This window comes from Paenibacillus liaoningensis (assembly GCF_059609455.1).
Window position 1 is genome coordinate 141,077 of the sequence record NZ_JCAALU010000010.1, and the last position, 25,081, is coordinate 166,157.

Consider the following 25,081-nt stretch of genomic DNA (forward strand, 5'->3'; position numbering starts at 1 on the left):
AGCATGGATAAAAATGGATTTATGGAGAAATATCCATTTCTTTTGTACGCGCAATAATGCTTAAAAAGGATAGCTTAAATAACGCTAAAGCGTTACATATAACAGGTCGATTATGGTCAGATACCACCATGATTGACTTGTTTTTGTTATCCTCGTTATCTTGCGTTTTTTTAAAATCATTCGCAACTGTAGAGTATGTCGCCCTGATGGATATAGTGCTAGAGACATTGCACCTAAATTGCAGAATATTTCGAGCACTATATTGTCAGAATGAATCTGAGTTATGTCCGCAACGAATTCGACCAAAGTAACGATTTTTATTGTGTAAGGCTGATTTGGCGGCAACTCTAACGAGGAATGTACTGGCGGGACTTGCCGTCGTCGCAGTAGTCGCGGTAGCAGCGGCGTTTACGGTAGCGACGCTGGGAGCAGGTGCAGTTGTTGTCGGTGCGGTGCTAGCTAGAGCAGCCATTGCGGGAACGGCAGCGCGGTAGTGAGCCAAGCGGTATCGGATATCGCCCGCGGCGAGGTCAGCGATATGGGCACGTATGTTTCAACGGCCTTTCGAGAGACGATCATCGGGGCGATATCTGGGGCGGTATTTGGTCCGTTCGGAGCATTTGCCTCATTAGGTGGACGAATGGCATTTGGTGCGGTGCAGAATGGGTTTGAAAGCGTCATTCGCCAGACGATGTAAGGCGACGGTTTTAGCTTCAGTGAGATGGCTCTGGATATGGGAATCGGTGCCTTAACCGGCGGTGTGATGGATTCGCGATTGGCGAAGGCAGTCGGCAACAAGATTGCAGATGCGAAAATCGTGAAGACCTTAGGCAACGCATTTGGCGATTCGCTGAATAAAATGACGGGTTGGATTGGAAAGGCCGCAGACAAGGTTAAAAAGAAACTGATACGTGATGCATTGGATATCAAGGATGCAGCAGCCACGGGTTGGAAAAAGCTTCAGAATGCCATGACGATTAAGAAGATGGGTGACAATCTTGTACCCGCGGGTCCTGGAGGAAATGTTAAACTTCATGATAGTCCTGATTCGAAGCCTTTCAGTCCGTCACAGCATCATAAGGATTTCTTTAAGGAATCTGAAGCGGGTAAGAAGGAATTAGCTGATCGTTTGAAGAATGATGCTGAGAGGATGGGTGAAGGTAAGAATTTCTTTGATACTAAAGGATATAGGAATGATACACCACTTACCAAAGAACAAATAGATGAATTAATTAGTTATGCAAAAAAGTTAGAGTTTTCAGAATATAACATTCACATTGCGGATAGTGTAAACTTTACCCCTACAAGCATTATATACGATACGATTTTTACAATAAATAATGATGTTTTACCATTCAAAATACCAACAAAAAATCAGAATTCTTTAATTAGTGGTAAGGGCACTATAGCGCATGAAGTGGTTGGGCACTACGAGACAGTTAAAAAAGGGACTGCTTTTAATCAATATGATCTCATTGACAATGTACCAGTGATAAATCCAATAAATTATGCTTTAGATGAAGCCCAAGCTAGCATTAGGGCGGCGCGATTTGCATCAGAACTAAGTCAGGCCGAGAAAATTATGCTTCTAAGAGACGGTATTCAAAGATTAAGGAATACAAATTTGAAGCTAAAAGATGTTAAGCATTTACTTGATATACAAGAAAGGTAGGGTGAAAAATGCAGTATGAACATTTTATGCAAATAGGCCTAACCGTTAATGATAAAAAAATGGGGCATATTATTATAGGAGCTGATCCTAAGTTCACCCTAGATAATACAAGCGGACTAAATATCGTTGATAAATATATAATGGTTAAAGCAACTCTGGAAGAATTGAGGTTTAAAGTCAAGAAGGTAGATATTTCAACTTCTATGTTTGGAGATCTTAGTATCGGAATTATTATTTATGATTCAGATGATTTTAATAAAATAAAAGTAGGCGATATAGTTTATAAAGTATTGGATTGAGTTTTTTGTTTAGTTTATTGTTGCCTATTCATATAGAACTAAATTCATTGAGAACGGTGGGGGGACTACCCAGTAGCGTATAAATTTAAAATTAATGAAATAACACATCCAACAGCCGAAATGTAGTATAAAGTTTTCATCGCTTTGTTTGTGAATATCCATGTTTTAATTTTATACTCTAAATAACGATAAAGCGTTACAAAAAACAGGTTGATTATGGTCACAGATTCCACCATAATTGACCTGTTTTTTGTTGACTTCTTTTTCTTGGTCAGCTTAAGGAGATGGAATTGAGCAATAGACAAGCGATTTAAAGGAATTCAGTGAAATGTATTCTTCTTTCAAAAAAAGCATTGGGCGCATCCTAAAGAGTCGAAAGAGCTATTTACACTAACAAACAAAAACTCAGCTTAAGTAGTAAGTAAAAATAGAATCAAATAAACAAATGGAGGGAGGGGAGCGGATGTCAGATAAATTCGATGTCGTGCGAAACCGACAGCGGCAAGGAGAGGAAGCGAAGCAGAACGTTCTCTCTGGCATGTACAACCGTCCTGCAGCTGTACAAGATAAGTATGAGGTTGTACGCAACCACGTATTGCAACAGCCTGCCGTTCAATTGGCATCGCCGACGCCAGCTTGGGATAAAATAGCGGGGGCTGCCCAGGGTGGAAGCGCAGATCAAGCCAAACCAGAGCAAATTCCAGGAACGCTATTTAATCGTGATTTTTCGCCAGCAACGGGTGTTTCGGGAACGGTGATGGGACAGAAGCAGCGTTTGAAGGAGCAGCAAGCGGCAGAGCGGCAGGAACGGGCCTTGAATTCCCCGCTCTCCAAGCTGACATCGTGGTATCGGCCAGCGGAATGGCCGACGGCTAAGCTAATTGATCGGATTGTCCCGAAAGCAGTGGATGAAGGACTTTCGAGCCTGCTGGATGGGAAAACGGGAGGAGAACGACTGGGGGAGGCCATACGGGAGACGGATATCCCTGGAGTGACGGACACGGGACCAATCCCCAACTTCATTCGAGGAATAGGGGATACGGCGACATTAGGATTATCCTCGTATATGGATCGACAAATGGGCATGCCAGAACGTGCCGAGGGTGCCACGCAAACAACGGCAGGCAAAACAGGTCAGTTTGTAGGTTACCTATTACCCGGCACGGCAGCATGGAAAGTAGCTGGTGCTGCTACAAAGGGAATGGCCAATAAAGCAGGTCAAACCGTAACGCGTGGTACAATGGGTGGTGCGATGCTGGGTACCGCACGCGAAGTGGGCGAATACCAGCTGGGGGTGAATGAGCAGTCTTTAAGCGGTCGTGCTGCAGATGTGGCCTTAGATACCGTATTGGGAGGTGCTGGAGATCTGGCTCTATACGGGCTGGGTAAGGGTGTGCAGATGGTTAGAAACGCACCAGGAGATGTGCTTGCCAGCACGCTAAGAAATGTAGACAGCCTTCATAATACGGCAGGGGAAGTACAAGTAGGGCTGACGGCTCCAACAGGAGAGAGGAGTGGCTGGCGAGAAATCGCAGATGGTTTGCCGGATGTACAGGCCGCTCTGCCTACAAGTACTTCAAAAGGCAAATCGGCCGATCCGTCTCCGAATTCATGGGAGGATTTCGTGCAAACCAGGCAACAAATGAAACAGGAAGGGCACTTCACTCCCGATCGGGGGTCGGAAGGGATAAAGTCACCTCGGACTCCAGTGACGGAGGGAGAAGGGAGAAGTCTCAGTGATCTCATAGAACGTACATTTCCAGGGAAAAAGAGCCGTGTCAGATCAGGCGATGCTCCTCAAGCAGGCTCATCACTTAGCAAGTTTGAAGCTCCCCGTGCCACTATTACGAAGGCCGCAGAGCGATTAAGCCAAGCGGTAGGAGGGCCTGGGAAAGTCCTGCATCCCATTCGAGCGGTATTGGAAAGGCTGAAGGGGCTTGGAGGGACTCGTACGCAGGCGCTTCATAACCGTCAACTACCTTCAGAAATGCAGCACCAGTTGGGAACCCGAGCTTCTACTACTGCGAATAACAGGAGTAGGACTGCCTCTAACGACGGAAGTGGTTTAACTCCAGCGGAATTAAATCTATTATCCAACGAATCGAAAAACGCAGAGCAAATGGGTACAGGGTATAGGCTAATGCAAGAGCTAGAAGCAGCGGGAGAACATCAACAAGCTGCTGCCTTAAGGGATAAGCTAACCCAAGACTTGGCGCAGGATATAAACTCTGATACATTTAGGATAAATGGGATGCTAGAAGAGAATGCGGATTTCGCTGCTGGTTATATAGGTAGCGATCCTGTTGAAGTAGCTGCAGCGAATCCAGTAGGAAGTCTACACTTTCAAAACACGAATCATCTGTCTAGTGTAACTGAACCGATTGGTCGAACGGTAGCAAAAGAAGAAGGCAGTTCGACTGCTGGAGCTTTGAAAAGTTCTGAATTGAGAAGCCCGCACATTGAGAATGAATCGAGCGCCAGTGTTGAGGGGAAGGGGGATCTTCGTCTAATTTCTTCAGGAGGATTGAGAAATGAAATAGAATTAACCAATGCACAAAGAAGTGAATTGGTTAATTATGCGAAAAAGTTAGGTTTTCCTGAAGAAAATATTGTATTTAGGGATAGTTGGAATACGGGAATGATGTATGACAGGCTGTATATAAATACTGACGTGTTACCTGCTAAATCCCCCGGAGTCGGAACTTTAAATGCGAATAGTCGTGTCTCAGGTAAGGCAACCATAGCCCATGAAATTGTTGGTCATTATGAGTCGTATGTAAATGGAAAAGCATTTAGTCTTTATGATGTTGATCCTGCAACATATGCAAGAAACTTTGCTTTAGATGAAGCGCAGGCTAGTATTAGGGCGGCTAGATTTACCCCGGATTTAACATCAACTGAAAGAATGACATTACTTAGGGATGCAATTACAAGATTGAAAAACGGTGGACTCCGTATTCGAGACGTTAAGGATGAGCTATATATCCAAAATAGATAAAAAGGAAGGTATCACATGGAAAGATTAATGGAAGTTGGAGATGTGTTTGAATCCAAAGAAAATGGAACTATTATAGTTGGAATTAACCCTGTTCTCGCATCATTAAATAAAATTGGTGACAAAATTGTTCTTCAGACACCTGAAAACAATGAGCTAGAATTGGAAGTTGTTTCAGTTCAAATTTCTAATTCACCAACTGATAAAAAAATGGTAGGCATATGTCTTGGTAAATCTATTAAACCCACAGATATACAATTGGGGTCGGTGATATATCTAGTTTCATAGTCAAAGTTAATGTAGAATTGTAATAAATCATTAGTTTCTCGTAAAGAGGTCGGGGGGTCACCTAGTGCCGAATGAACCCATCATTCAACCAATAACACATATAACCCATGTAATACCCATATAAAGATTTCTTCATTTCGTTTGTACGCACATCAAATGCTTTAATTCCATAACCTAAATAACGCTAAAGCGTTACAAAAAAACAGGTTGATTATGGTTTGATACCGCCATAATCAACCTGTTTTTTGTTGACTTCTTTTTCTTGGTCAGCTTAAGGAGATAGAATTGCGCAATAGACAAGCAATTCAAAGGCATCCAATGAGTTTTATCCTTTATTCAAAAAAGCAATGGGCGAGTCCTAAAGAGCGGAAAGAGCTATTCACACTAACAGGCAAACAACTCAGCCTAAGCAGTAAGTAAAAATAGAATCAAATAAACAAATGGAGGGAGGAGAGCGGATGTCAGATAAATACGATGTCGTGCGAAACCGACAGCGGCAAGGAGAGGAAGCGAGGCGGAACGTGCTCTCCGGCATGTACAACCGTCCTGCAGCTGTACCAGATAAGTATGAGGTTGTACGCAACCGCGCAGTGCAACAGCCTGCTGTTCAAGTGGCATCACCGACGCCAGCCTGGGATAAACTAGCGGGAGCTGCCCAGGGTGGAAGTGCAGTTCAAGCCAAACCGGAGCAAATACCAGGAACGCTATTTAATCGTGATCTTTCGCCGGCAACGGGTGTTTCGGGAACGGTGAAGGGCCAGAAGCAGCGTTTGCAGGAGCAGCAAGCCGCAGAGCGGCAGGAACAGGCCTTGAATTCCCCATTATCCAAGCTGACGTCGTGGTATCGGCCAGCGGAATGGCCGACTGCAAAGCTAATAGATCGGATTGTCCCGAAAGAAGTGGATGAAGGACTTTCGAGCCTGTTAGAAGGGAAAACAGGAGGAGAACGACTGGGGGATGCCATACGGGCGACAGATATTCCCGGCGTGACGGACACGGGACCAATCCCCAACTTCATTCGAGGAATAGGAGATACAGCGACCTTAGGATTATCCTCGTATATGGATCGTCAAATGGGCATGCCAGAACGTGCCGAGGGTGCCACGCAAACAACGGCAGGCCAAGCAGGTCAGTTTGTAGGTTACCTGTTACCTGGCACGGCAGCATGGAAAGTAGCTGGTGCTGCTACAAAGGGAATGGCCAATAAAGCAGGTCAAACCGTAACGCGTGGGGCAATGGGTGGTGCGATGCTGGGTACCGCACGCGAAATGGGCGAATACCAGCTGGGGGTGAATGAGCAGTCTCTAAGCGGTCGTGCTGCAGATGTAGCCTTAGATACCGTATTGGGAGGTGCTGGAGATCTGGCTCTATACGGGCTGGGCAAAGGTGTGCAGATGGTTAGACAGGCGCCGGGAGATGTGCTTGCCAGCACGCTAAAAAATGTAGACAGCCTTCATAATACGACAGGGGAAGTGCAAGTAGGACTGGCGGCTCCAACAGGAGACAGGAGCGGCTGGCGAGAAATCTCAGATGGTTTGCCGGATGTACAAGCCGCTCTGCGTACAAGTACTTCAAAAGGTGAATCGGCTGAACCCTTCCCGAATGCATGGGAAGACTTCGTACAAACCGGGCAACAAATGAAGCAGGAAGGGCGCCTCACTCCCAATCGGGGGGAGGACGGGATAAAGTCACCTCGAGCTCCGGTGACGGAGGTAGAGGGGAGAAGCCTTAGTGATCTAATAGAGCGTACTTTCTCGAGGAAAAAGAGTGGTGTCAGCTCAGGCCATGCTCCCCGAGCAGGCTCAGCATTGAATAAGTTGGAGACTCCCCGTGCCACTATTACGAAGGCGACGGAGCGATTAAGCCAAGCGGTGGGAGGTGCTGGGAAAGCTCTGCATCCCATCCGAGCGGCATTGAAAAGGCTGAAGGAGCTTGGAGTGAATCGCACGCAGGCGCTTTATAACGGTCAACTACCTTCAAACATGCAGCACGAGCTGAGAAGTCGTGCTTTTACTACTAGCGATAATGTGAGCGGGATTGCTTCTAATACCGGAAACGAATTAGGCCAAGCAGAATTGAATATTTTATCCAACAAATCGATGAATGCAGAACAAATGGGTACAGGGTATAGGCTAATGCAAGAGCTAGAAGCAGCGGGAGAACATCAGCGAGCTGCTATTTTAAGAGATAAGCTGACTCAAGACTTGGCGCAGGGTGTAAACTCTGATACATTTAGGGTAAATGAGAGGCTAGAAGAGAATGCGGGTGTCATTGCTGGTTATAAAGGTAGCGATCCTGGTGAAGTAGCTGCAGCAAATACAGTAGGAGATCTATACTTTCAAAACACAAAGCAGCGGTCTAGTCCAATTGTCCCCCATGATGAAACGCTATCAAAAGGTGTACGAGATTCGACTGTTGGAGTTCTAAAAAGTTCCGAAATAAGCAGGCCGAATATGGAGAGTATTCGTAGTTCCAGAAATGAGGGGACGGGTAAAGATGTTAAACTTAACGAGCCTAACAAAGTTAAAACAAATAAGGGGATTGAAGTCGAATTTACAAATCCTTCAGGCAATACAATTAAGTATGTTGAACAGAATCCCAAGAATATTCCAAATGCCATCGAAAGTGCGAAAAATAGATCTAATGCAGGGAAATCCGTTGAAGGTAAGGTAGGGAATTTTGTTCAACAAAACACTGAAGTTACTGGGTTTGGAGTAGAAGTGAAAAACTTAACTCTGGATAAAAAAGCTACAGATGTAGATATCGCTACAAATACACAAATTATTGAAGTGAAAAAATCAGTGAGTGCAGTTAAGACAGATCAAATTGATAGATTAATAAATCCTAATAATATAGATTTTTTCAACTATGAGTTTAAAGAGGTTATCTTGTATATTGATGAGCCATTGAAAACTCTAAATAAATTTAATTTAGAAAAAATAGAATTTGCTAAGAGTCAAGGTGTAACTATTGTAAATTCATTAGAAGAATTAGGGAGTGTGCTTAAGTAATGGGGACATCAGCATATTTTTTAGTCCAAGCAAATAGCAAAATTGAATTAACAAAACTTATTGCAGATGTTAAAAAGATTTGTATAGAAAATAATTTTTACATGAGTCCTATTTCAAATGATTCTCAAAGTGAAAGCATAGTAAATCATGTTTCTGTAGAAATTGCTTTAGTTAAACGAGCAGACGTATATGAAGCACCTACAAATGATGTTTTGGTAGATTTATATGACGAGCCGTATAAATACCAATATCATTCCTTTTCTTGGTATGATGAAGAAATTGACTTTTTTAATATTGCAATTATTGATGAAGTATATAACAATGAAAAAATAACATTGGTTTTATCCTGTGAAATTTTAAAGCGATATCCAGAAATCAAACTATGGATAGAAGAAGATTGGTTTTACACCTTGGATGATATAGAAAAAATATCAAATAGACCCTATAATAATGAATGGTGCTATAAGAATCCCATAGATTTGTAAGAGAACTTACTTGAATGATTGGTGGGGCTACTCCAGTGCCGAATGAACCCATCATTCAACCAATAACACATATAACCCATGTAATACCCGTATAAAGATTTCTCCATTTCGTTTGTACGCACATCAAATGCTTTAATTTTATAACCTAAATAACGCTACTCCGATACATCAAACAGGTTGATTATGGTCGCAGATTCCACCATAATTGACCTGTTTTTTGTTGACTTCTTTTTCTTGGTCAGCTTAAGGAGATGGAATTGAGCAATAGACAAGCGATTTAAAGGAATTCAGTGAAATGAATTCTTCTTTCAAAAAAAGCATTGGGCGCACCCTAAAGAGTCGAAAGAGCTATTTACACTAACAAACAAAAACTCAGCTTAAGTAGTAAGTAAAAATAGAATCAAATAAACAAATGGAGGGAGGGGAGCAGATGTCAGATAAATACGATGTCGTACGGAACCGACAGCGGCAAGGAGAGGAAGCGAAGCAGAACGTCCTCTCCGGCATGTACAACCGTCCTGCAGCTGTACAAGATAAGTATGAGGTTGTACGCAACCGCGTAGTGCAACAGCCTGCTGTTGCAGTGGCGTCACCGACGCCAGTCTGGGATAAAATAGCGGGAGCTGCCCAGGGTGGAAGTGTAGATCAAGCCACACCGTCCAGGAACGCTATTTAATCGCGATTTTTCGCCAGCAACGGGTGTTTCGGGAACGGAGATGGGACAGAAGCAGCGTTTAAAAGAGCAGCAAGCGGCAGGAACGGGCTCTGAATTCCCCGCTAACCAAGCTGACGTCGTGGTATCGGCCAGCGGAATGGCCGACGGCAAAGCTAATAGATCGGATTGTCCCGAAAGAAGTGGATGAAGGGCTTTCGAGTTTGCTGGAAGGGGAAACGGGAGGAGAACGACTGGGTGACGTCATACGGGCGACAGACATTCCCGGCGTGACGGATACGGAACCTGTCCCCAACTTCATTCGCGGAATAGGGGATACGGCGACATTAGGATTATCCACGTATATGGATCGTCAAATGGGCATGCCAGAACGTGCCGAGGGTGCCACGCAAACAACGGCAGGCCAAGCAGGTCAGTTTGTAGGTTACCTGTTACCTGGCACGGCAGCATGGAAAGTAGCTGGTGCTGCTACAAAGGGAATAGCCAATAAAGCAGGTCAAATCGTAACGCGTGGGGCAATGGGCGGTGCGATGCTGGGAACCGCACGCGAAGTAGGCGAATACCAGCTGGGGGTGAATGAGCAGTCACTAAGCGGTCGTGCTGCAGATGTAGCCTTAGATACCGTATTGGGAGGTGCTGGAGATCTGGCTCTATACGGGCTGGGCAAAGGTGTACAGATGGTTAGAAACGCTCCAGGAGATGTGCTTGCCAGCACGCTAAAAAATGTAGACAGCCTTCATAATACGACAGGGGAAGTGCAAGTAGGACTGGCGGCTCCAACAGGAGACAGGAGCGGCTGGCGAGAAATCTCAGATGGTTTGCCGGATGTACAAGCCGCTCTGCGTACAAGTACTTCAAAAGGCAAATCGGCCGAACCCTTCCCGAATGCATGGGAAGATTTCGTGCAAACCGGGCAACAAATGAAGCAGGAAGGGCGCCTCACTCCCAATCGGGGGGGAGACGGGATAAAGTCATCTCGGACTCCAGTGACGGAGGTAGAGGGGAGAAGCCTTAGTGATCTAATAGAGCATACTTTTCCGAGAAAAAAGAGTGGTGTCAGCTCAGGCGATGCTCCCCGAGCAGGCTCAGCATTGAATAAGTTTGAAGCTCCCCGTGCCACTATTACGAAGGCGGCGGAGCGATTAAGCGAAGCGGTAGGAGGGTCTTTAAAAATCCTGCATCCCATCCGAGCAGCGTTGGAAAGGCTGAAGGGGCATGGAGGTAATCGTACGCAGGCGCTTCATAACCGTCAACTACCTTCAAACATGCAGCACGAGTTGAGAAGTCGTGCTTTTACTACTAGCGATAATGTGAGCGGGATTGCTTCTGATAAATGAGAGGCTAGAAGAGAATGCGGGTGTTATTGCGGGTTATAAAGGTAGCGATCTTGATGAAGTAGCTGCAGCAAATACAGTAGGAGATCCATACTTTCAAAACACAAATCAGCGCTCTAGTCCAATTGTTCCCCATGATGAAAAACTATCAAAAGGTGTACGAGATTCGAAAATTTGGAATTTTACAAAGTTCCGAAATAAGCGGGCCGAATATGGAGAGTATGCGTCGTTCCAGTAATGAGGGGACGGGTAAACCTAGGATAAATATAGATTGGAGTCAATATACTCGAATTAATGATTACGTCGAGAAGTTTGAAAATGAATTTTCTAAGTTGGAACATAAAGTTGGATTGGAATATTATGATAGAATTAGAAGTAGAGGGATGGAGGATATTGAAGCTGTTGCTAAAAATAGTGGGTTATCTGTAGAAGGAGTGCGAATTTTCAAGCAACATATGTTTTTTGACACACATCATATTCCACTTGATAATAAAAGCTACAGGTTTGGACAGTTCTCACCAATTTATGAGGTTGGATATGCATGGGAGTTGGCTCAAAAGCAGGTACTAACACCCAAACAAAAAGAGTTTTTTCAACAATTAGCTCGTCATGAAATTACTGAGAGTGAGCTTATGAAAAAGGGACATCCTTACAAAGATCCTGATTCATTCAATGGAACTGAATTTTTGTCAAATCCTAAAGGAGCTCATGATCTTGCCCCGCCACCTCCAACTATTGAATTCGAAGGAGCTTTTAGCTATTTTATGAAATATCATGATAAATAAGCTGGAAATAACATTTAGAAAGGGTCTGAACTATGAATTTAAATAAGGCAATAGATCGGATTTCGTTAATTAATTGGAATGAAGTAGGAAAAAAATATCGTAATTCCCACATTCAATTGGTTCGAGAATATCTTAGAAGAGCTTCTATATTTTCGAATAATTATCCTGGGAAATGTCTATATCCTTTTCTTATGATATCTAATTCAATAACACCACCAAAAATAAATATAGAGGAAATACAAATATTGAATGAAGTGGATAATAGTTATCATAGAGCGTTAGTTACAAGTTATCTTGAATTAAATGCATTAATAGATGAGGGGAATCAAGTCGCTTTAGATAACAAAGATTTGTTTGAACCTGTTATAAAACTATACGAACGAGGAGGTTTTTTTTATAGGGGTGAGGGCGGAATTAACGTCAATGGATCATCGTTTCCTTTTACAATTTGGGCAAATTTAGTAGAGATTGAACCAGTCGATATTACCGATGAAACCCTGGATAACATGGATGAATGACTTTAAGAACATGATTAAGGTAAATGTGCTTAAGTATGAGCAAGGATAAGAATTAAAATGCCATGATATAACTAATGCCACAATGCGAGCTAACCGCCGTGTTGTGGTCTGATATGAATGGTGGCGGTTGATGAAATAGACCCCACCCAGTGCCGAATGAACCCATCATTCAACCAATAACATAGTTAACCCATGTAATACCCGTAAAAAGATTTCACCATTTCGGTTGTACGACATCAATTGCTTTAATTTTATAACCTAAATAAAGCTATTCCGTTGCATCAAACAGGTCGATTATGGTCAGATCCCACCATGATTAACCTGTTTTTTGTTATCTTCGTTTTATAAAATCGTCTCATCATAAAAAATTAAAATAAAGCTCCGCCGCGGCGGAGCTTTTACTTTTAGGAGGAAAAAATTATGAACAAAGGGCAAGCCCTTATTTCAACAGCGGGTGCGTTTGTTGTACCTATTTTTGAATATTTGTATGGAGCGGGTGATGCAGTGTTAACAGCAATGATGGCGTTGCTATTTTTCGTAGCAATGGATTGGATTAGTGGCATAAGGGCAGCTAAAAAGGATTTTTCATACGCGAGCAAGTATGGAATTGATGGTGTATTTCGCACATTTTTTATGCTGGCTTTGCCGGCTGGCGGCCATTTATTAGATCTGTTGTTTAATTTGCCAGGTCTCTTTTTTGGTGCGCTAACTGCGGGGCTCCTCTATCACGTTATACAGTCGATGGTTGCGAACGCTCTTCGTGCTGGGTGGGGAGCGTGGTTGCCTTTGAATGTATTTGAATCGCTATTATCCTGGGTGAGCTCAGAGTTGGATAAAAAAATTAATCGGGCAGCAGAGCGCGGCGCTATTGCAAACGTTACGGACAACCCTGAAAATGAAACACAAAGGGAATAAATCAATAGACGAGATGTTCGAAACAGCGAATGAAAGGTAGGTGCCGTCGTGGATACGAGGTTGTGGATGTCAGTATTGCTATGCTTTGCGACGGCGCTGATGCTGTTTGTGTTGTTCCTATCCTATCGCAAACGCCATTTGCAGGTGGCTAGGACGATGGTTTATATGATGGCAGCAGCATCCTGCTATGCGCTTGGCTATGCCTTCGAAATTTTGAGCGTTACCTTGGACGGCGTAAAATGGTCACTTCAGTTCGAATATTTAGGCATCCCCTTCGTCTCCACCTTCTGGCTGCTGATGGTGATCCAGTTTACCGGGCTTGCAGCCCCTTACCGAAAGTGGCTTGCGCTGCTGCTTTTTCTCATTCCGTCGGCCACATTTCTTCTGCATCTTACTAATGAGTGGCATCATCTTGTGTACGAAGGCTATTTTCCGAACCCGAACGATACCGTTCCGTTGTACAATACATTAAAAGGCCCGTGGTATACGGTGCATGGCGTTTATAATTATACGATTTTGCTGCTGGGCATTTTGTTGTTTATTCCGATGTATATACGAGCGTTGCCCATTGTGCGGAAGCAGATTGTCCTCCTAATTCTCGGAGCGGCCGCGCCGATGCTGTTTAATATTGGCTATATGTTTAATACGATCATTGATTTTACACCGCTGGGGTTCGCTGTATCCGGCGTCATCTATGCTTGGGGGATTTTTCGGTTCGGACTGCTTCGTTTAACACCGCTTGCTTATGCCAAAATGTTTGATACCGTTCGCGACGGCGTCGTACTGCTGGATTATGACAATCAGATCGTAAACCATAATCGCGCGGCGGAAGAGGTGTTTCCCGAGCTAATGCAGACGAAAAGCTTCCCTGCCTTCGGCAAGGACATACTAGCGACTAGTCCCGAATTGCTTCAGCGAATATCGGCAGCGGTTTTTCAGGATGAGCGCTTTCCTCTCCAGCTGTTGCTTGGCGATCGGCAGATGTATTTCATTTGCAGCTTAACTTATATTTACGACACGGGGACGACCCCGATTGGCAAAATGCTGATGTTCAGCGATATAACGGAGTTGAAGGAGAATGAGGAGCGTCTGCGAGAAAAATCGCAGCAGCTGTCCCAACTGAACGCCTTTAAAGATAAGCTGTTTACGGTGATGGCTCACGATATTCGCGACCCCATTGCCCTTCTCGTCAGCTTGACCGAGCTGCTGGGCGAGGAGCCTACGGATACCGATATTGCCAGCGCCGAGGTATTTCAAGAGATTAGACGGCAGGTACGCGGCACCTTCCATCTCGTCGACAATTTGCTGGACTGGTATCGCAGTCAAAATGGCGAGGTTGCGTTCCGGCCGCAGGCCTGGAACCTGCAGCAGGTTGTCCGCCAAGCTTTATCGCTGGCAGGGGCCAGAGCGGCGATGAAAAACATTCAAATTTCCGAGCTTGTCGATGGGAAGCTGACGGTGAATGCCGATAAGGAAATGCTGGATCTGATTTTTCGAAATTTGCTGTCTAATGCGATTAAATATACGGATATCAATGGGAAGATCGAGGTCAGCGCTTCTATTGAGCATGATGTGGTAACGGTATCCGTTAGCGACAACGGGAGCGGAATGGATGAGGAGACGGCGCGGCTGCTGCGGCATGATGAACTCTTTTTCAAGGAGCCTGGCTTTGCAAGTGGGGAGGACGGCAGCGAAATGAGATTTGGTCTCGTATTGACCCGGGAGTTTCTCCGCATGCATGGCGGCATGCTCCGGTTCGAAAGCTCGCCCGGGCAAGGAACGACTTTCCAGTTTACATTGCGAGGGGCCGTTAGCAGCGGGGCTGGAAGCGACAGCGAGGAAACGGTGGTGAACGTTTATGAAAGTCATCTTAATTGACGATGAGCCCGTCATGCATTTAATTATGCGGAAAATGCTGGCGAAATACGCAGAGCTGCAGGTTGTCGGGGCATTTGCGGATACGCGTGCGGCGGGCGATTTTCTCGCTGAAAATACCGATGTCGAGCTGGCGTTCGTTGACATTTCTGTGCCGGGCGACAGCGGACTTGCGTTTGCTTCCAAGCTGGACAAGGCGGGGAGCAATATGCAAATTGTGTTCGTCACCTCACATAAAGACTATGCGGTTGAGGCATTTGAGCTGTCAGTGCTTGATTATTTGGTGAAGCCCGTCACGCAGGAGCGGCTGGAGCGGACGATTCATCGCGCGCTTGAAAGCAGAAGGATGGTAGGGGATTCCCTTACAGCAAGCGCCCAAATTCAGAACGTGAACCGTGTCAGCATTACAGCTTTAGGCGACTTTTCCGTGCGAAATGAACGGGGACGCGTAAAATGGATTTCCAGCAAAAGCGCCGAGCTGTTTGCCTACCTGCTGCTGAACCGTGGTCAGCGAATTTCGCGTGCCAGGCTCGTTGCAGATATTTTTGCCGGGATGACGAGTGTAAATGCTGAAAAGTATTTGAATACGACGGTTTATCAGCTCCGCAAATCATTAGAGCCGTTAGCGCTTCGGGATGCTATTCGCTCGGAAAACGACGGCTACGCACTGGAACTAGCAGATGCCATAATTGATTTTGAAGAGTTCGAGCGTCATGCGGTAAAGTTTAAGCAGGTTGACGCCGCTACTGTGGAGGACGCGCTGAACGTGGAAAGGCTCTACACGGGGGAGCTGTTCGGCAGCAAAGCCTACGTCTGGGCTATACACGAGACAGAGCGGCTGGCAGAGCTTTACACCTCGTTCGTCAAAAATGTAGTGGAGACACTCTTCGTTCTCTCCAATACGGCCGCAGCATCGAAGCTGCTGCTAAAGCTTTATGCACAAAATCCCCTTGATGAATCCGTCCTGAGCTTGCTGCTCCGCAAGCATGCGCAGGACGGAAACAAGAAGGGGCTTACAGCCCAATACACCGACTATGTGAGATTGATCAAAAAAGAGCTCGGCATTCGTCCATCCAAAGCGTTGCTCCTTTTGTACGATTCTCTGGTCAGTGAATTATCTGATAACGCAAAATAATGAAAGGTATATAATGAAAGGTATGACCTCGGCCTACGTTGACGCACGCTGACCTATGCTCTAACAGTTTCCGGTCTTGTATACATATTCAGCTCCTGCAGCCGGATCAGCACCTTGCCATAACGTCCGCTCTGATGTATGACCACTTTGCCGTCAGGATAAGTACGATGCACATATTCGGTAACGGTTTGGCGGGTAGACTCATCAGGATTCAGATTATGGGTTTTCAGCGCTTGCATGACTTCCTCTATGGCCTCTTCATAAGTGGACTCGGTCGTTTTGGTTTCTTTCGTAATAATGGATTCAAACGAATAACCCTTCAAATAGAGCAGGTGGGTCAAGTAGGCCATATCCGAGCTTTCCGGATGAACCTCGCGGCCCGTCAGCAAAGGAAGAATGGCTTGGAGCAGGCTATGCTCTCTAGGCCCTGCACCTACACTAATGTAGCAATATTTGCGAGCGGTACTGAGCACCCGTTCCACGCTTTCCCAATCGACAATGACTGGGCACATGGACACAAATACGAGATCATAGGCGTTGTTCCAGCCCCTTGCGTCAATATCCAGCTCTTCAAACACATCATGTACTAGCTCTACTTGCCCCTGATCAAACCTTGCTGTATTCTCCCTGAACAGCTCGCTTAACGGAACATTAGGCTCCACAGCTGTCACGCGTGCTCCTCGGTCAACGAAGGGCACCGTAAAACCGCCCGAGGCAGCTCCGATATCGAGTACGGACAGCCCTTGGAAGTCCACACCTTGCCCTTCTATCCAGCGAATAATTCGCTCGCTTCTATGTCTTCCTTCTGCACTGAATACCTCTGCATTAAAGATCTTTGCTTTATGGTCAAAGGATGTACGGCCAATGCCGGCCTTCTTCATTTTATTGCCCGTCGCGTTCGGGTCCTCCGTCCAAGCTTTCTCCCACACAGCTGCATTAAACAAGTCATTGCTCATATCTCGTCATTCCTTCCTTAATTATAATATGGTTTTCATTTCGTAGACTTTAAAGACTCTGTATATCTACAATAACCTTTAACGGAACGAAAAGCAAATTCTCTTTTTTCGCCTCAAGCACAGTGACGTGTTTCAAGACATACTCAAAAATAAAATGGAACCGGACAAATAACGTGGAAGTACTTAGAGTATAAATAGAATCTAAAGCAAGATTAGCAACATTTAGGAGCTTGTTCGGTTATTCTCTGTTAAAATTAAATAGGCAGACGAATGATGCTGCTGTTTTTTTACAAATGGAGACAAGTTACCGCATTCGTGGAGGAATTATTTATGGGGAATAATTCGAAATTTTTGAAGCTGCTCGGACTCATTGGCGGAGTTGTAGCCCTAAATATCGTTATTTTGTCACCGGGGCTTGTCGGGGTGGTTATAGGGGGTGAAAGTGTTCTTGCAACCGCTTCAGGCGTAACCTTATTGTTCAGCAGCTTTCTGGTTCTGACTTACGGAAGCTATACGCTGCTGCTCAAGCCGGCTTCGGTGCCGCAGCTCCGTTCGATTGCAACACGTGAGGATTTCATGGCGGCGCTTTCCTATTACAAAAATGTCAAAGTGCTGCACAAGGATATCGCCGTGGCCCTCGACCAACTGGAACGGATAGCGAAGAAGAGAGCGATCTTGTCCGATATTCTTGGTCAAAGATTTGAGCAGACGGAAATCAGCTACAAGAAATTCGACTCCGTCATCGTTGAGGTCGAGAAGCTTTTTTACTTGAATATTAAAGGGATGCTGAATAAGCTCGGCGTGTTCGATGCTGCTGAGTTTGCCTCCTTGGAACGGCAGCGGAGCACGGGGAAGTTCTCGAATAAGCTGATGCAGGAAAAAATAGAGCTTTACCAGCAATACCTGGACTACGTGTCCGGTTATCTGGGAGCGAATGAAGAGATTTTGCTGAAGCTGGACCGCTTGGCTCTCGAAATTTCACTGCTAGGGAGCACAGATTATCGGACGGTCGAGGAAATGCCCTGCATGAAGGAGATCGATGTATTAATAAAGCAAACCAAATTATATCAACAATGAGAAGGTGACGCAGATGGCGAGTAAAGGAAAAGCTTTTGTAGTTTTGGCACTTATTGCGATTGTTGTTTTTGCTCTCGTTTACTTTGGGATTAGCTTGACCTCGAACATAGGCAAGACGGATACGCAGATTTCGTCGGAAGATGCCAGCAAGCAGCTGAATAAGCTTTACCAAGGCATTTCAGTTACGACTGCGGAGCCGGTCAAAGGACAGATCGACCTTGATCCTGCCGATGTCGGCGACTCCTTGCCGGATATTTCGAAGTTCCCCGTATCGGTTGAAAATACGACAGACCAATTCGTCGAAATTTTTTCCTCCACCGAGAAATCAGGTACGGAAATGGATGGCTGGCTGAACGATGTCGCCACCGCTTTTAATCAAGCGAAGATTAAAGTGAATGGGAAAACGGCTTCGGTCAAAATCCGCAATATTGCTTCTGGCACTGCAACGGATTATATCCGTTCAGGCAAATATGTGCCAGATGCGTTCACCCCTTCCAACGAGCTGTGGGGCGAGATGGTCGCAGCGAGTGGCGTTCAAACGAAGCTCGTGTCTAAACGGCTCGTAGGCAATGTAGCGGGAATCGTATCCACTCAAGCGAAATATGATGAATTGATTGCCGAATATGGCTCGCTTAATGTGAAGACGCTGACCGATGCCATTGCAAGCAATCAGGTGGCGATGGGCTATACCGACCCTTTTGCCAGCTCAACGGGCCTCAACTTTTTAGTGACGTCCCTCGCGACGTTTGACAGCCAAGAGCTGCTGGGCGAGAAGGCGGTGCAAGGCTTTGAGAAGTTCCAGGCCAATGTTCCATTCCTTGCCTCGACTACACTGCAAATGCGTGAGGCTGCTAAGACGGGGATGCTAGATGCTTTTGTACTGGAATATCAAACCTATGTGAATGCGGCGGATTTCCAGAGCGGTTACGTGTTTACGCCTTTCGGCGTCAGACATGACAGCCCGCTGTATGCGCTCGGCAAGCTGCCGAAGGATAAGCAGGACATTATCCAGAAGTTCGCCGATTTTGTTACGCAGGATAAATACCAGAAGGCTGCTGAGGAAAAAGGCTTTAATGGCCTGAATGACTACAAGTCCGAGATGGAAGCTGTGAACGGCAAAACGCTGGCTTCCGCGCAGAAGCTTTGGAAGGAAAAGAAGGATGGAAGCAAGCCGATTGCCGCTGTTTTTGTAGCCGATATTTCGGGCAGCATGGGCGGCGAGCCGCTTAATCGCTTGAAGGAATCGCTGCTTAAGGGGCAGAAATTTTTGGGCAGAAACAACAGCATCGGGTTCGTTTCGTATTCCAGTGACGTGGCAATCAACCTGCCAATCGGAAAATACGACACCAACCATCAATCGATGTTTGTTGGCGCAATCAATAGCTTGCAGGCGAGCGGAGGAACGGCGACCTTCGACGGCATCGTCGTTGCCATGAAAATGCTGCAAGATGAGCTTGCTGTGAACCCGGATGTGAAGCCGCTCATTTTTGTGCTAAGCGATGGGGAGACGAATGAAGGGCATTCGCTGAAGGATATAAAAGGGCTTATCGAAACGTACAAAATTCCGATTTACACCATTGGCTACAACGCGAATATTAAGGCGCTGCAAAGCATTTCGAGCATTAACGAGGCGGCAAGCATTAACGCCGATACCGACGATGTCGTCTATAAAATTGGAAACCTGCTGAACGTTCAAATGTAATTTTACAGTACCGTTTTATGTTGAGGAGGAGGGGTAGCCATGTCATTTACGATGGAAGTGGTCAGTGAGGAGAAGCTGAAATCGGTCATTGAAGAGCAGGTAAAGCCTGAGCCTGAGGAAGTCACCCAGCTGCGGGAGCTGGCGACGAGCAATGTGTCGACGATTTTAGAGCTGGATTTGGATTCACTCGAAAAACGGAAGGCGATTTTGCAATCGATTGACCAGTTTGGCATTCAGTCGATGAGATCTTCCTCGGAGAAAAATTCGCTGCTGCAGGTGGCGGTTGGCCATTTGTCTCAAACGGGCGATGAGGGCGGCCAAGTGGCGAAAGGCTTGACGGAGCTGCACATCCAGCTCAAGGATTTGGACCCTAGCGTCGTCGATTTTGCCAAAAGCGGCGTGCTCGGCATGTTTTTTAATCCGCTGCGGCGTTATTTTGCGAAATACCAGAAGGCGGATACGGTCATTTCGGGCATCATTTTATCGCTGGACAAAGGCAGTACGATACTTAAAAATGACAACACTACGCTGGAACTGGAACAGCACGCGCTTCGCGAGCTGACGAAGAAGCTGCAGAAGGAAATCCAGCTTGGCATGCTGATGGATGAAGGCATTGAAGCGCAGATTGCAGCAGCCAAGTCACGTCAGGAGTCGGAGGATAAAATCCGTTTCATAACCGAGGAGGTACTGTTCCCGCTTCGCCAGCGCGTCATGGATTTGCAGCAGATGCTCGTCGTGAACCAGCAGGGCATTATGGCGATTGAGGTTGTCATGCGCAACAACAAGGAGCTGATCCGCGGGGTAGATCGGGCGAGAAACGTCACCGTTTCGGCGCTGAAAATCTCCGTTACCGTAGCCAGCGCGCTCTACAACCAACGAATCGTCCTGCAAAAAATCGAGCTGCTGAATCAGACGACCGATAGCCTGATCAGCGGCACCTCCAAAATGCTGAAAAACCAAGGAGCCGCGATCCAAAAGCAATCGATGGAAGCGAATATCTCCGTCGATACGCTAAAGACGGCTTTCGCTGATGTGCTTTCGGCGATGGACTCGATCAGCACCTACAAGCAGGAGGCGCTGCCTAAAATGCGCCAAACGATCCAGCAGTTCAGAGAGCTGGCGGATACCGGCGAGGTGCAAATTCAGCGGCTGGAGAAGGGACAGAGGCTGGGATTGTAGAAGAGGATGGAGAGCAGGGGCAGTAAGTGTGAAGAGCCCCTGCTCTTTTTTTTCAAGTAATCATTTCCTGAACTATCATAAAGAATGGAGAATAAGCGATGATTAACTTATCCCTAGAGATTCAAAATGCCGACGGAGCGGTGCTTGAGACCCGTACGGACAGCGAACAGGTATATTTGGTGTACAAGCAAGCTTACGAGCCTGGAAATGTAATCGTTCTCAAAAGCTCGAGGGCCAATGTGCATCTGGTCATTCAGCTGGAGGATTCGATCAATCCGGCCTTCATTTATTTGAAGGGCGAGGAGTACCGCTACATCATTCCTTTTGATGAAAAAAGAGTATCTTACTCACCTAAATCGTTTACGGGCGACATCCATGTGCTGACTGCTCGCCTGGCAACCGACGAGGAAATAGGCGCTTACAAAAATGTAGCGAAAAATGAATATGACCAGCATGCCAACGACACTTGTTTCCCTCATGCTACCGCTAATGTCGAGACGCGGGGAGAGGCCGTATTTGCGGCACGGAACGCCATTAATGGGAATGCCGCGAATGACTCGCATGGCGAATGGCCTTATGAATCATGGGGAATTAACCAGAGAGCGGATGCGGCTATATCAATTGATTTCGGACGCACCGTAGTCGTAGACAAGGTCGTCTTAACGCTGCGAGCCGATTTTCCACATGATAATTATTGGGAAAATGTGACGCTGACGTTTTCGGATGGCAGCTCGCATCAGGCCAGCCTGATCAAAACCCATAAACCACAAACGATTCTGCTGGAATCCAGAGCGATTGACCATGTAACGCTAAGCGAATTGAAAAAATCATCCGATCCTTCACCTTTCCCGGCTTTAACGCAGTTTGAGGTGTTCGGAAGAGAAGCCTAAAAGCGGCATAGCTGGACGCCCGGTCTGGGTGCAAATACATGCATCGACCCGAGCGGATTAGGCGGATTCAGAAACAAAAAATCAGTTAGACGAGAAGAGTACCGTAAAGGTGCTCTTTTGTCGTTTGGCAGACGGTTCACAGCATTGACACCTCTTGAGAAACTTAATAGAATGAAGCAGGCACAACAAAACTGCCAGTATTCCATGCAGAACACTCAGCTAATCCGCTGGCAATTTTGACTGGAGGTTTATTGGTTTAAAATGAATCTAAAAATGATCGCAATCGGCGCCTACGTTATGCTTATTTATTGGCTTTCCTTGCATTTTACGTTTCTCGATACTTTATTTTTCCCTACTTTGGGGGCTTTCAGCTTCCTGTTCGTTTCCCGGTCATTCCGTTATACGGAGATCAGCAAAATTACATTAGGCGCGTTTATTTCGTCAATCGTCGGTACGCTGCTTTTCTTCATCTATCCAAGCGCGATTTCCTTATTCGTGAATGTGTTGATCACAATCTGGATGATTACCAAATTTAAATGGAATGCTCCGCCTATTGTGGCGGTGTCACTCATACCGTTCTTTTCCCACTCGACGCATCTTTGGCTCATTCCGATTTCCGTATGCGCGGCTCTGCTCGGCTTGATGCTGATTTTATTCCTTGCCGAATGGGCGGAGAAACGGCTAAGCCCGTTGTTTTCCCTGACCAAAAGAAATGGTGTATCTGTTGAACCGGAATAATTCATTTATAAATTCTTATCAATTGTGTGAAAAGTATTCACTCGCAGGGCAGGTAGTTTTATAATATAATTTGTGATAACATATAGTATTAGATGAGGAATGTGAACAAGGATAAAATTATTCCGTTCATGCTTATAGATCTGTCGTTTATAAGCGTTGTTTTAAGCTGTAGATCAATGGGCATGATTGAAAGTTCTATTCATTAAATTGCAACTACACTGAAGGAGGATTTATCATGGCATTGGTTTCGATGAAAGACATGTTGAACAAAGGTTTAAAAGAAGGTTACGCGGTTGGTCAATTCAACATCAACAACCTGGAGTGGACGCAAGCAATTTTGGGCGCAGCTCAAGAAGAAAAATCCCCAGTTATTTTGGGCGTTTCTGAAGGCGCAGCACGTTACATGGGCGGTTTCAAGGTTGTTACTGCAATCGTTAAATCCCTAATCGAAGAAATGAAAATCACAGTTCCAGTTGCGATTCACTTGGACCACGGTTCCAGCTTCGAAAAATGTAAAGAAGCAATCGATGCAGGCTTCACTTCCGTTATGATCGATGCTTCCCATTCCCCATTTGAAGAAAACGTAAAAACAACGAAGCAAGTTGTTGAATATGCTCACGAGCGCGGCATTTCTGTTGAAGCAGAACTGGGAACAGTTGGCGGACAAGAGGATGACGTTATTGCTGATGGCGTTATCTACGCTGATCCACAAGAGTGTAAACAACTCGTTGAGCTTACAGGTATCGATTGCCTAGCTCCAGCACTTGGTTCCGTTCACGGTCCTTACAAAGGCGAACCAAACCTGGGCTTCAAAGAAATGGAAGAAATTTGCCAAACAATCAAGCTGCCATTGGTATTGCACGGTGGTACTGGTATCCCTACTGAGCAAATCAAAAAATCCATTTCCCTTGGAACAGCTAAAATCAACGTTAACACTGAAAACCAAATCGCGTTCACTAAAGTTGCTCGTGAAATCCTGACTTCGGATTCCGAAGTATTCGATCCACGTAAATTTTTGGCTCCAGGCCGTGAAGCGATCAAACAAACCGTTATGGGCAAAATTCGCGAGTTCGGTTCTTCCAACAAAGCGTAAGCCTATATATAAATGAAAAAGGGCTGGTCCGGCTGCTGCATGCAGTTGGACTAACCCTTTTTTGCTGTATACCTTACTCTTTTCTTAACGATACGACGGAAGCCAGCTGCCATGCGCTTCAATCAGCTCATCGCAAAGCGAGACAATGTCGTCCATCGACAATTCCGCCGACGTATGCGGGTCCAGCAGAGCGGCGTGATAAATATGCTCGCGCTTCAATGTTTTGGCGGCTTCAATCGTGAGCAGCTGTGTATTAATATTCGTGCGGTTTAACGCGGCCAGCTGCGGCGGCAGGTCGCCAACATAGGTTGGCGTCACGCCGGAACGGTCAACCAAGCAAGGCACCTCGACGCAGGCTTCCTTCGGCAGGTTCGTAATAAGGCCAGTGTTCATCACATTGCCGCCGATTTTATAAGGATTATTCGTTTCGATTGCTTCCATAATATGTGAAGCATATTCGCGGCTGCGCGTATGCTCAATCTTCTTGTTGGCAAGCATTGAATCGCGTCTTTCTTCCCAGCCTTTGATTTGCTCAATGCAGCGGCGCGGGTACTCATCAAGCGGAATATTGAAGCGTTCAATCAGATCTGGATAGTTTCGTTTAATAAAATACGGGTGGTATTCAGCATTATGCTCGGAAGATTCTGTAACATAATAGCCGAATTTCAGCATGAGCTCGTAGCGTACCATATCGTGGTGCTGCTCCGCTTGTTTTTCCGCCGCGCGCCGTTTAATTTCCGGGTACAAATCGACGCCGTCCTTCGTTGCTTCCAGCAGCCAAGCCATATGGTTAATGCCGGCAATCCTCGTTTTGACACCTGCCGTATCGATGCCCAGATGTTCGAATAGACCCGGTACACATACTTGTACGCTGTGGCACAGTCCTACAGCCTGCAAGCCGCCTTGTGAAATGAGCACATTCGTCAATACCGCCATTGGATTGGTGTAGTTGAGGAACAAGGCGTCTGGACAAACCTCCTGAATATCTGCTGCAAAATCAAGCACGACCGGAATCGTCCGCAGATTGCGGAAAATGCCGCCGATGCCAACCGTATCGGCAATCGTCTGGCGCAAGCCGTATTTTTTCGGAATTTCGAAATCGGTTATCGTGCAAGGATCGTAACCGCCGACCTGAATCGCATTGACGACATATTTAGCGCCGCGAAGCGCCTCCTTGCGGTCGGTATACGCTTTAATGACGCAGCTGCTTCCGAGCGACTCCTTCATGTTCAGCAGCAGCTGCTCGGATTCACGCAGCCGGCCGCCATCAATATCAAACAAAGCTAGCTCGAAGCCTTGCAGTGCTTCTGTAAGCATGACATCACCCAATACATTTTTCACAAAAACAGTACTGCCCGCACCAAGGAACGTTATTTTTGCCAATGAATTCGCCTCCGTTTATGAATAGCTTTGACTCCTTAACTATAGCCCCGAAGCGGAAGCAGGAACATGGAGTAATTC

Annotated in this window: 23 protein-coding genes; 21 read left to right on the forward strand and 2 right to left on the reverse strand. The window is 45.9% G+C overall.

Going from position 1 to position 25,081, the window contains the following annotated elements:
• The first annotated feature begins 335 nt into the window (after positions 1-335).
• The 15 genes from AC6B99_RS16495 to AC6B99_RS16565 all read left to right on the forward strand — a co-directional run bounded on the left by AC6B99_RS16495 (position 336) and on the right by AC6B99_RS16565 (position 15,985).
• A complete protein-coding gene (locus tag AC6B99_RS16495; RefSeq protein ID WP_496663776.1) occupies positions 336-494 on the forward strand; it encodes a hypothetical protein in 159 nt (52 codons plus the stop codon).
• A complete protein-coding gene (locus tag AC6B99_RS16500; protein ID WP_496663777.1) occupies positions 494-697 on the forward strand; it encodes a hypothetical protein in 204 nt (67 codons plus the stop codon). The genes AC6B99_RS16495 and AC6B99_RS16500 overlap by 1 nt, the downstream gene beginning before the upstream one ends.
• A gap of 36 nt (positions 698-733) precedes the next feature.
• Entirely contained in the window at positions 734-1,672 is a 939-nt protein-coding gene (locus AC6B99_RS16505) for a hypothetical protein (protein WP_496663778.1), read from the forward strand.
• 8 nt (positions 1,673-1,680) lie between these two features.
• Positions 1,681-1,971: a hypothetical protein gene (locus AC6B99_RS16510; protein WP_496663779.1), complete on the forward strand. Its 291-nt coding sequence runs from the start codon at positions 1,681-1,683 to the stop codon at positions 1,969-1,971.
• A gap of 463 nt (positions 1,972-2,434) precedes the next feature.
• On the forward strand, positions 2,435-4,969 hold the full coding sequence (locus tag AC6B99_RS16515) for a hypothetical protein (protein ID WP_496663780.1): 2,535 nt from the start codon (positions 2,435-2,437) through the stop codon (positions 4,967-4,969).
• A 15-nt stretch (positions 4,970-4,984) separates the two neighbouring features.
• On the forward strand, positions 4,985-5,254 hold the full coding sequence (locus tag AC6B99_RS16520) for a hypothetical protein (RefSeq protein WP_496663781.1): 270 nt from the start codon (positions 4,985-4,987) through the stop codon (positions 5,252-5,254).
• 458 nt (positions 5,255-5,712) lie between these two features.
• On the forward strand, positions 5,713-8,265 hold the full coding sequence (locus AC6B99_RS16525) for a hypothetical protein (RefSeq protein WP_496663782.1): 2,553 nt from the start codon (positions 5,713-5,715) through the stop codon (positions 8,263-8,265).
• Positions 8,265-8,750 carry a hypothetical protein gene (locus AC6B99_RS16530; RefSeq protein WP_496663783.1) on the forward strand — a complete coding sequence of 162 codons (486 nt, stop codon included), beginning with the start codon at positions 8,265-8,267 and terminating at the stop codon, positions 8,748-8,750. Before AC6B99_RS16525 ends, AC6B99_RS16530 begins: the two co-directional genes overlap by 1 nt.
• Before the next feature lie 430 nt (positions 8,751-9,180).
• Entirely contained in the window at positions 9,181-9,426 is a 246-nt protein-coding gene (locus AC6B99_RS16535; protein WP_496663784.1) for a hypothetical protein, read from the forward strand.
• Positions 9,427-9,626: 200 nt separating this feature from the next.
• Positions 9,627-10,760: a hypothetical protein gene (locus AC6B99_RS16540; RefSeq protein WP_496663785.1), complete on the forward strand. Its 1,134-nt coding sequence runs from the start codon at positions 9,627-9,629 to the stop codon at positions 10,758-10,760.
• A 209-nt stretch (positions 10,761-10,969) separates the two neighbouring features.
• Positions 10,970-11,542 carry a hypothetical protein gene (locus tag AC6B99_RS16545; protein WP_496663786.1) on the forward strand — a complete coding sequence of 191 codons (573 nt, stop codon included), beginning with the start codon at positions 10,970-10,972 and terminating at the stop codon, positions 11,540-11,542.
• A 32-nt stretch (positions 11,543-11,574) separates the two neighbouring features.
• On the forward strand, positions 11,575-12,060 hold the full coding sequence (locus tag AC6B99_RS16550; RefSeq protein WP_496663787.1) for a hypothetical protein: 486 nt from the start codon (positions 11,575-11,577) through the stop codon (positions 12,058-12,060).
• A 420-nt stretch (positions 12,061-12,480) separates the two neighbouring features.
• Positions 12,481-12,975 (forward strand): phage holin family protein, encoded by a 495-nt coding sequence (locus AC6B99_RS16555; protein WP_496663788.1) that lies wholly within the window; start codon positions 12,481-12,483, stop codon positions 12,973-12,975.
• A 66-nt stretch (positions 12,976-13,041) separates the two neighbouring features.
• Positions 13,042-14,853, forward strand: a complete 1,812-nt coding sequence (locus AC6B99_RS16560) for a sensor histidine kinase (protein ID WP_496663789.1) — start codon at positions 13,042-13,044, stop codon at positions 14,851-14,853.
• Positions 14,834-15,985 carry a response regulator gene (locus AC6B99_RS16565; protein WP_496663790.1) on the forward strand — a complete coding sequence of 384 codons (1,152 nt, stop codon included), beginning with the start codon at positions 14,834-14,836 and terminating at the stop codon, positions 15,983-15,985. The genes AC6B99_RS16560 and AC6B99_RS16565 overlap by 20 nt, the downstream gene beginning before the upstream one ends.
• A 53-nt stretch (positions 15,986-16,038) precedes the next feature.
• On the opposite strand, the gene AC6B99_RS16570 is transcribed toward AC6B99_RS16565, so the two are convergent.
• Positions 16,039-16,941: a class I SAM-dependent methyltransferase gene (locus AC6B99_RS16570; RefSeq protein ID WP_056032300.1), complete on the reverse strand. Its 903-nt coding sequence runs from the start codon at positions 16,939-16,941 to the stop codon at positions 16,039-16,041.
• Positions 16,942-17,271: 330 nt separating this feature from the next.
• Between AC6B99_RS16570 and AC6B99_RS16575 the strand changes: the two genes are divergently transcribed.
• From AC6B99_RS16575 to AC6B99_RS16600, 6 genes are all read left to right on the forward strand, one after another.
• Complete coding sequence (locus AC6B99_RS16575) at positions 17,272-18,018, forward strand: hypothetical protein (RefSeq protein WP_494882822.1); 747 nt, start codon at positions 17,272-17,274, stop codon at positions 18,016-18,018.
• Positions 18,019-18,031: 13 nt separating this feature from the next.
• Positions 18,032-19,720: a vWA domain-containing protein gene (locus AC6B99_RS16580; RefSeq protein WP_496663791.1), complete on the forward strand. Its 1,689-nt coding sequence runs from the start codon at positions 18,032-18,034 to the stop codon at positions 19,718-19,720.
• 39 nt (positions 19,721-19,759) lie between these two features.
• Positions 19,760-20,899, forward strand: coding sequence for a toxic anion resistance protein (locus tag AC6B99_RS16585; protein ID WP_056032291.1), 1,140 nt, complete (start codon positions 19,760-19,762; stop codon positions 20,897-20,899).
• A 98-nt stretch (positions 20,900-20,997) separates the two neighbouring features.
• Positions 20,998-21,789: a hypothetical protein gene (locus AC6B99_RS16590; protein ID WP_056032289.1), complete on the forward strand. Its 792-nt coding sequence runs from the start codon at positions 20,998-21,000 to the stop codon at positions 21,787-21,789.
• A gap of 261 nt (positions 21,790-22,050) precedes the next feature.
• Complete coding sequence (locus tag AC6B99_RS16595) at positions 22,051-22,527, forward strand: HPP family protein (protein WP_056032287.1); 477 nt, start codon at positions 22,051-22,053, stop codon at positions 22,525-22,527.
• 235 nt (positions 22,528-22,762) lie between these two features.
• Positions 22,763-23,620: a class II fructose-bisphosphate aldolase gene (locus tag AC6B99_RS16600; protein ID WP_056032285.1), complete on the forward strand. Its 858-nt coding sequence runs from the start codon at positions 22,763-22,765 to the stop codon at positions 23,618-23,620.
• 84 nt (positions 23,621-23,704) lie between these two features.
• Here AC6B99_RS16600 and AC6B99_RS16605 read toward each other — a convergent pair whose 3' ends face one another.
• Positions 23,705-25,003 (reverse strand): alpha-glucosidase/alpha-galactosidase, encoded by a 1,299-nt coding sequence (locus tag AC6B99_RS16605; protein WP_496663792.1) that lies wholly within the window; start codon positions 25,001-25,003, stop codon positions 23,705-23,707.
• Between the last annotated feature and the right edge of the window lie 78 nt (positions 25,004-25,081).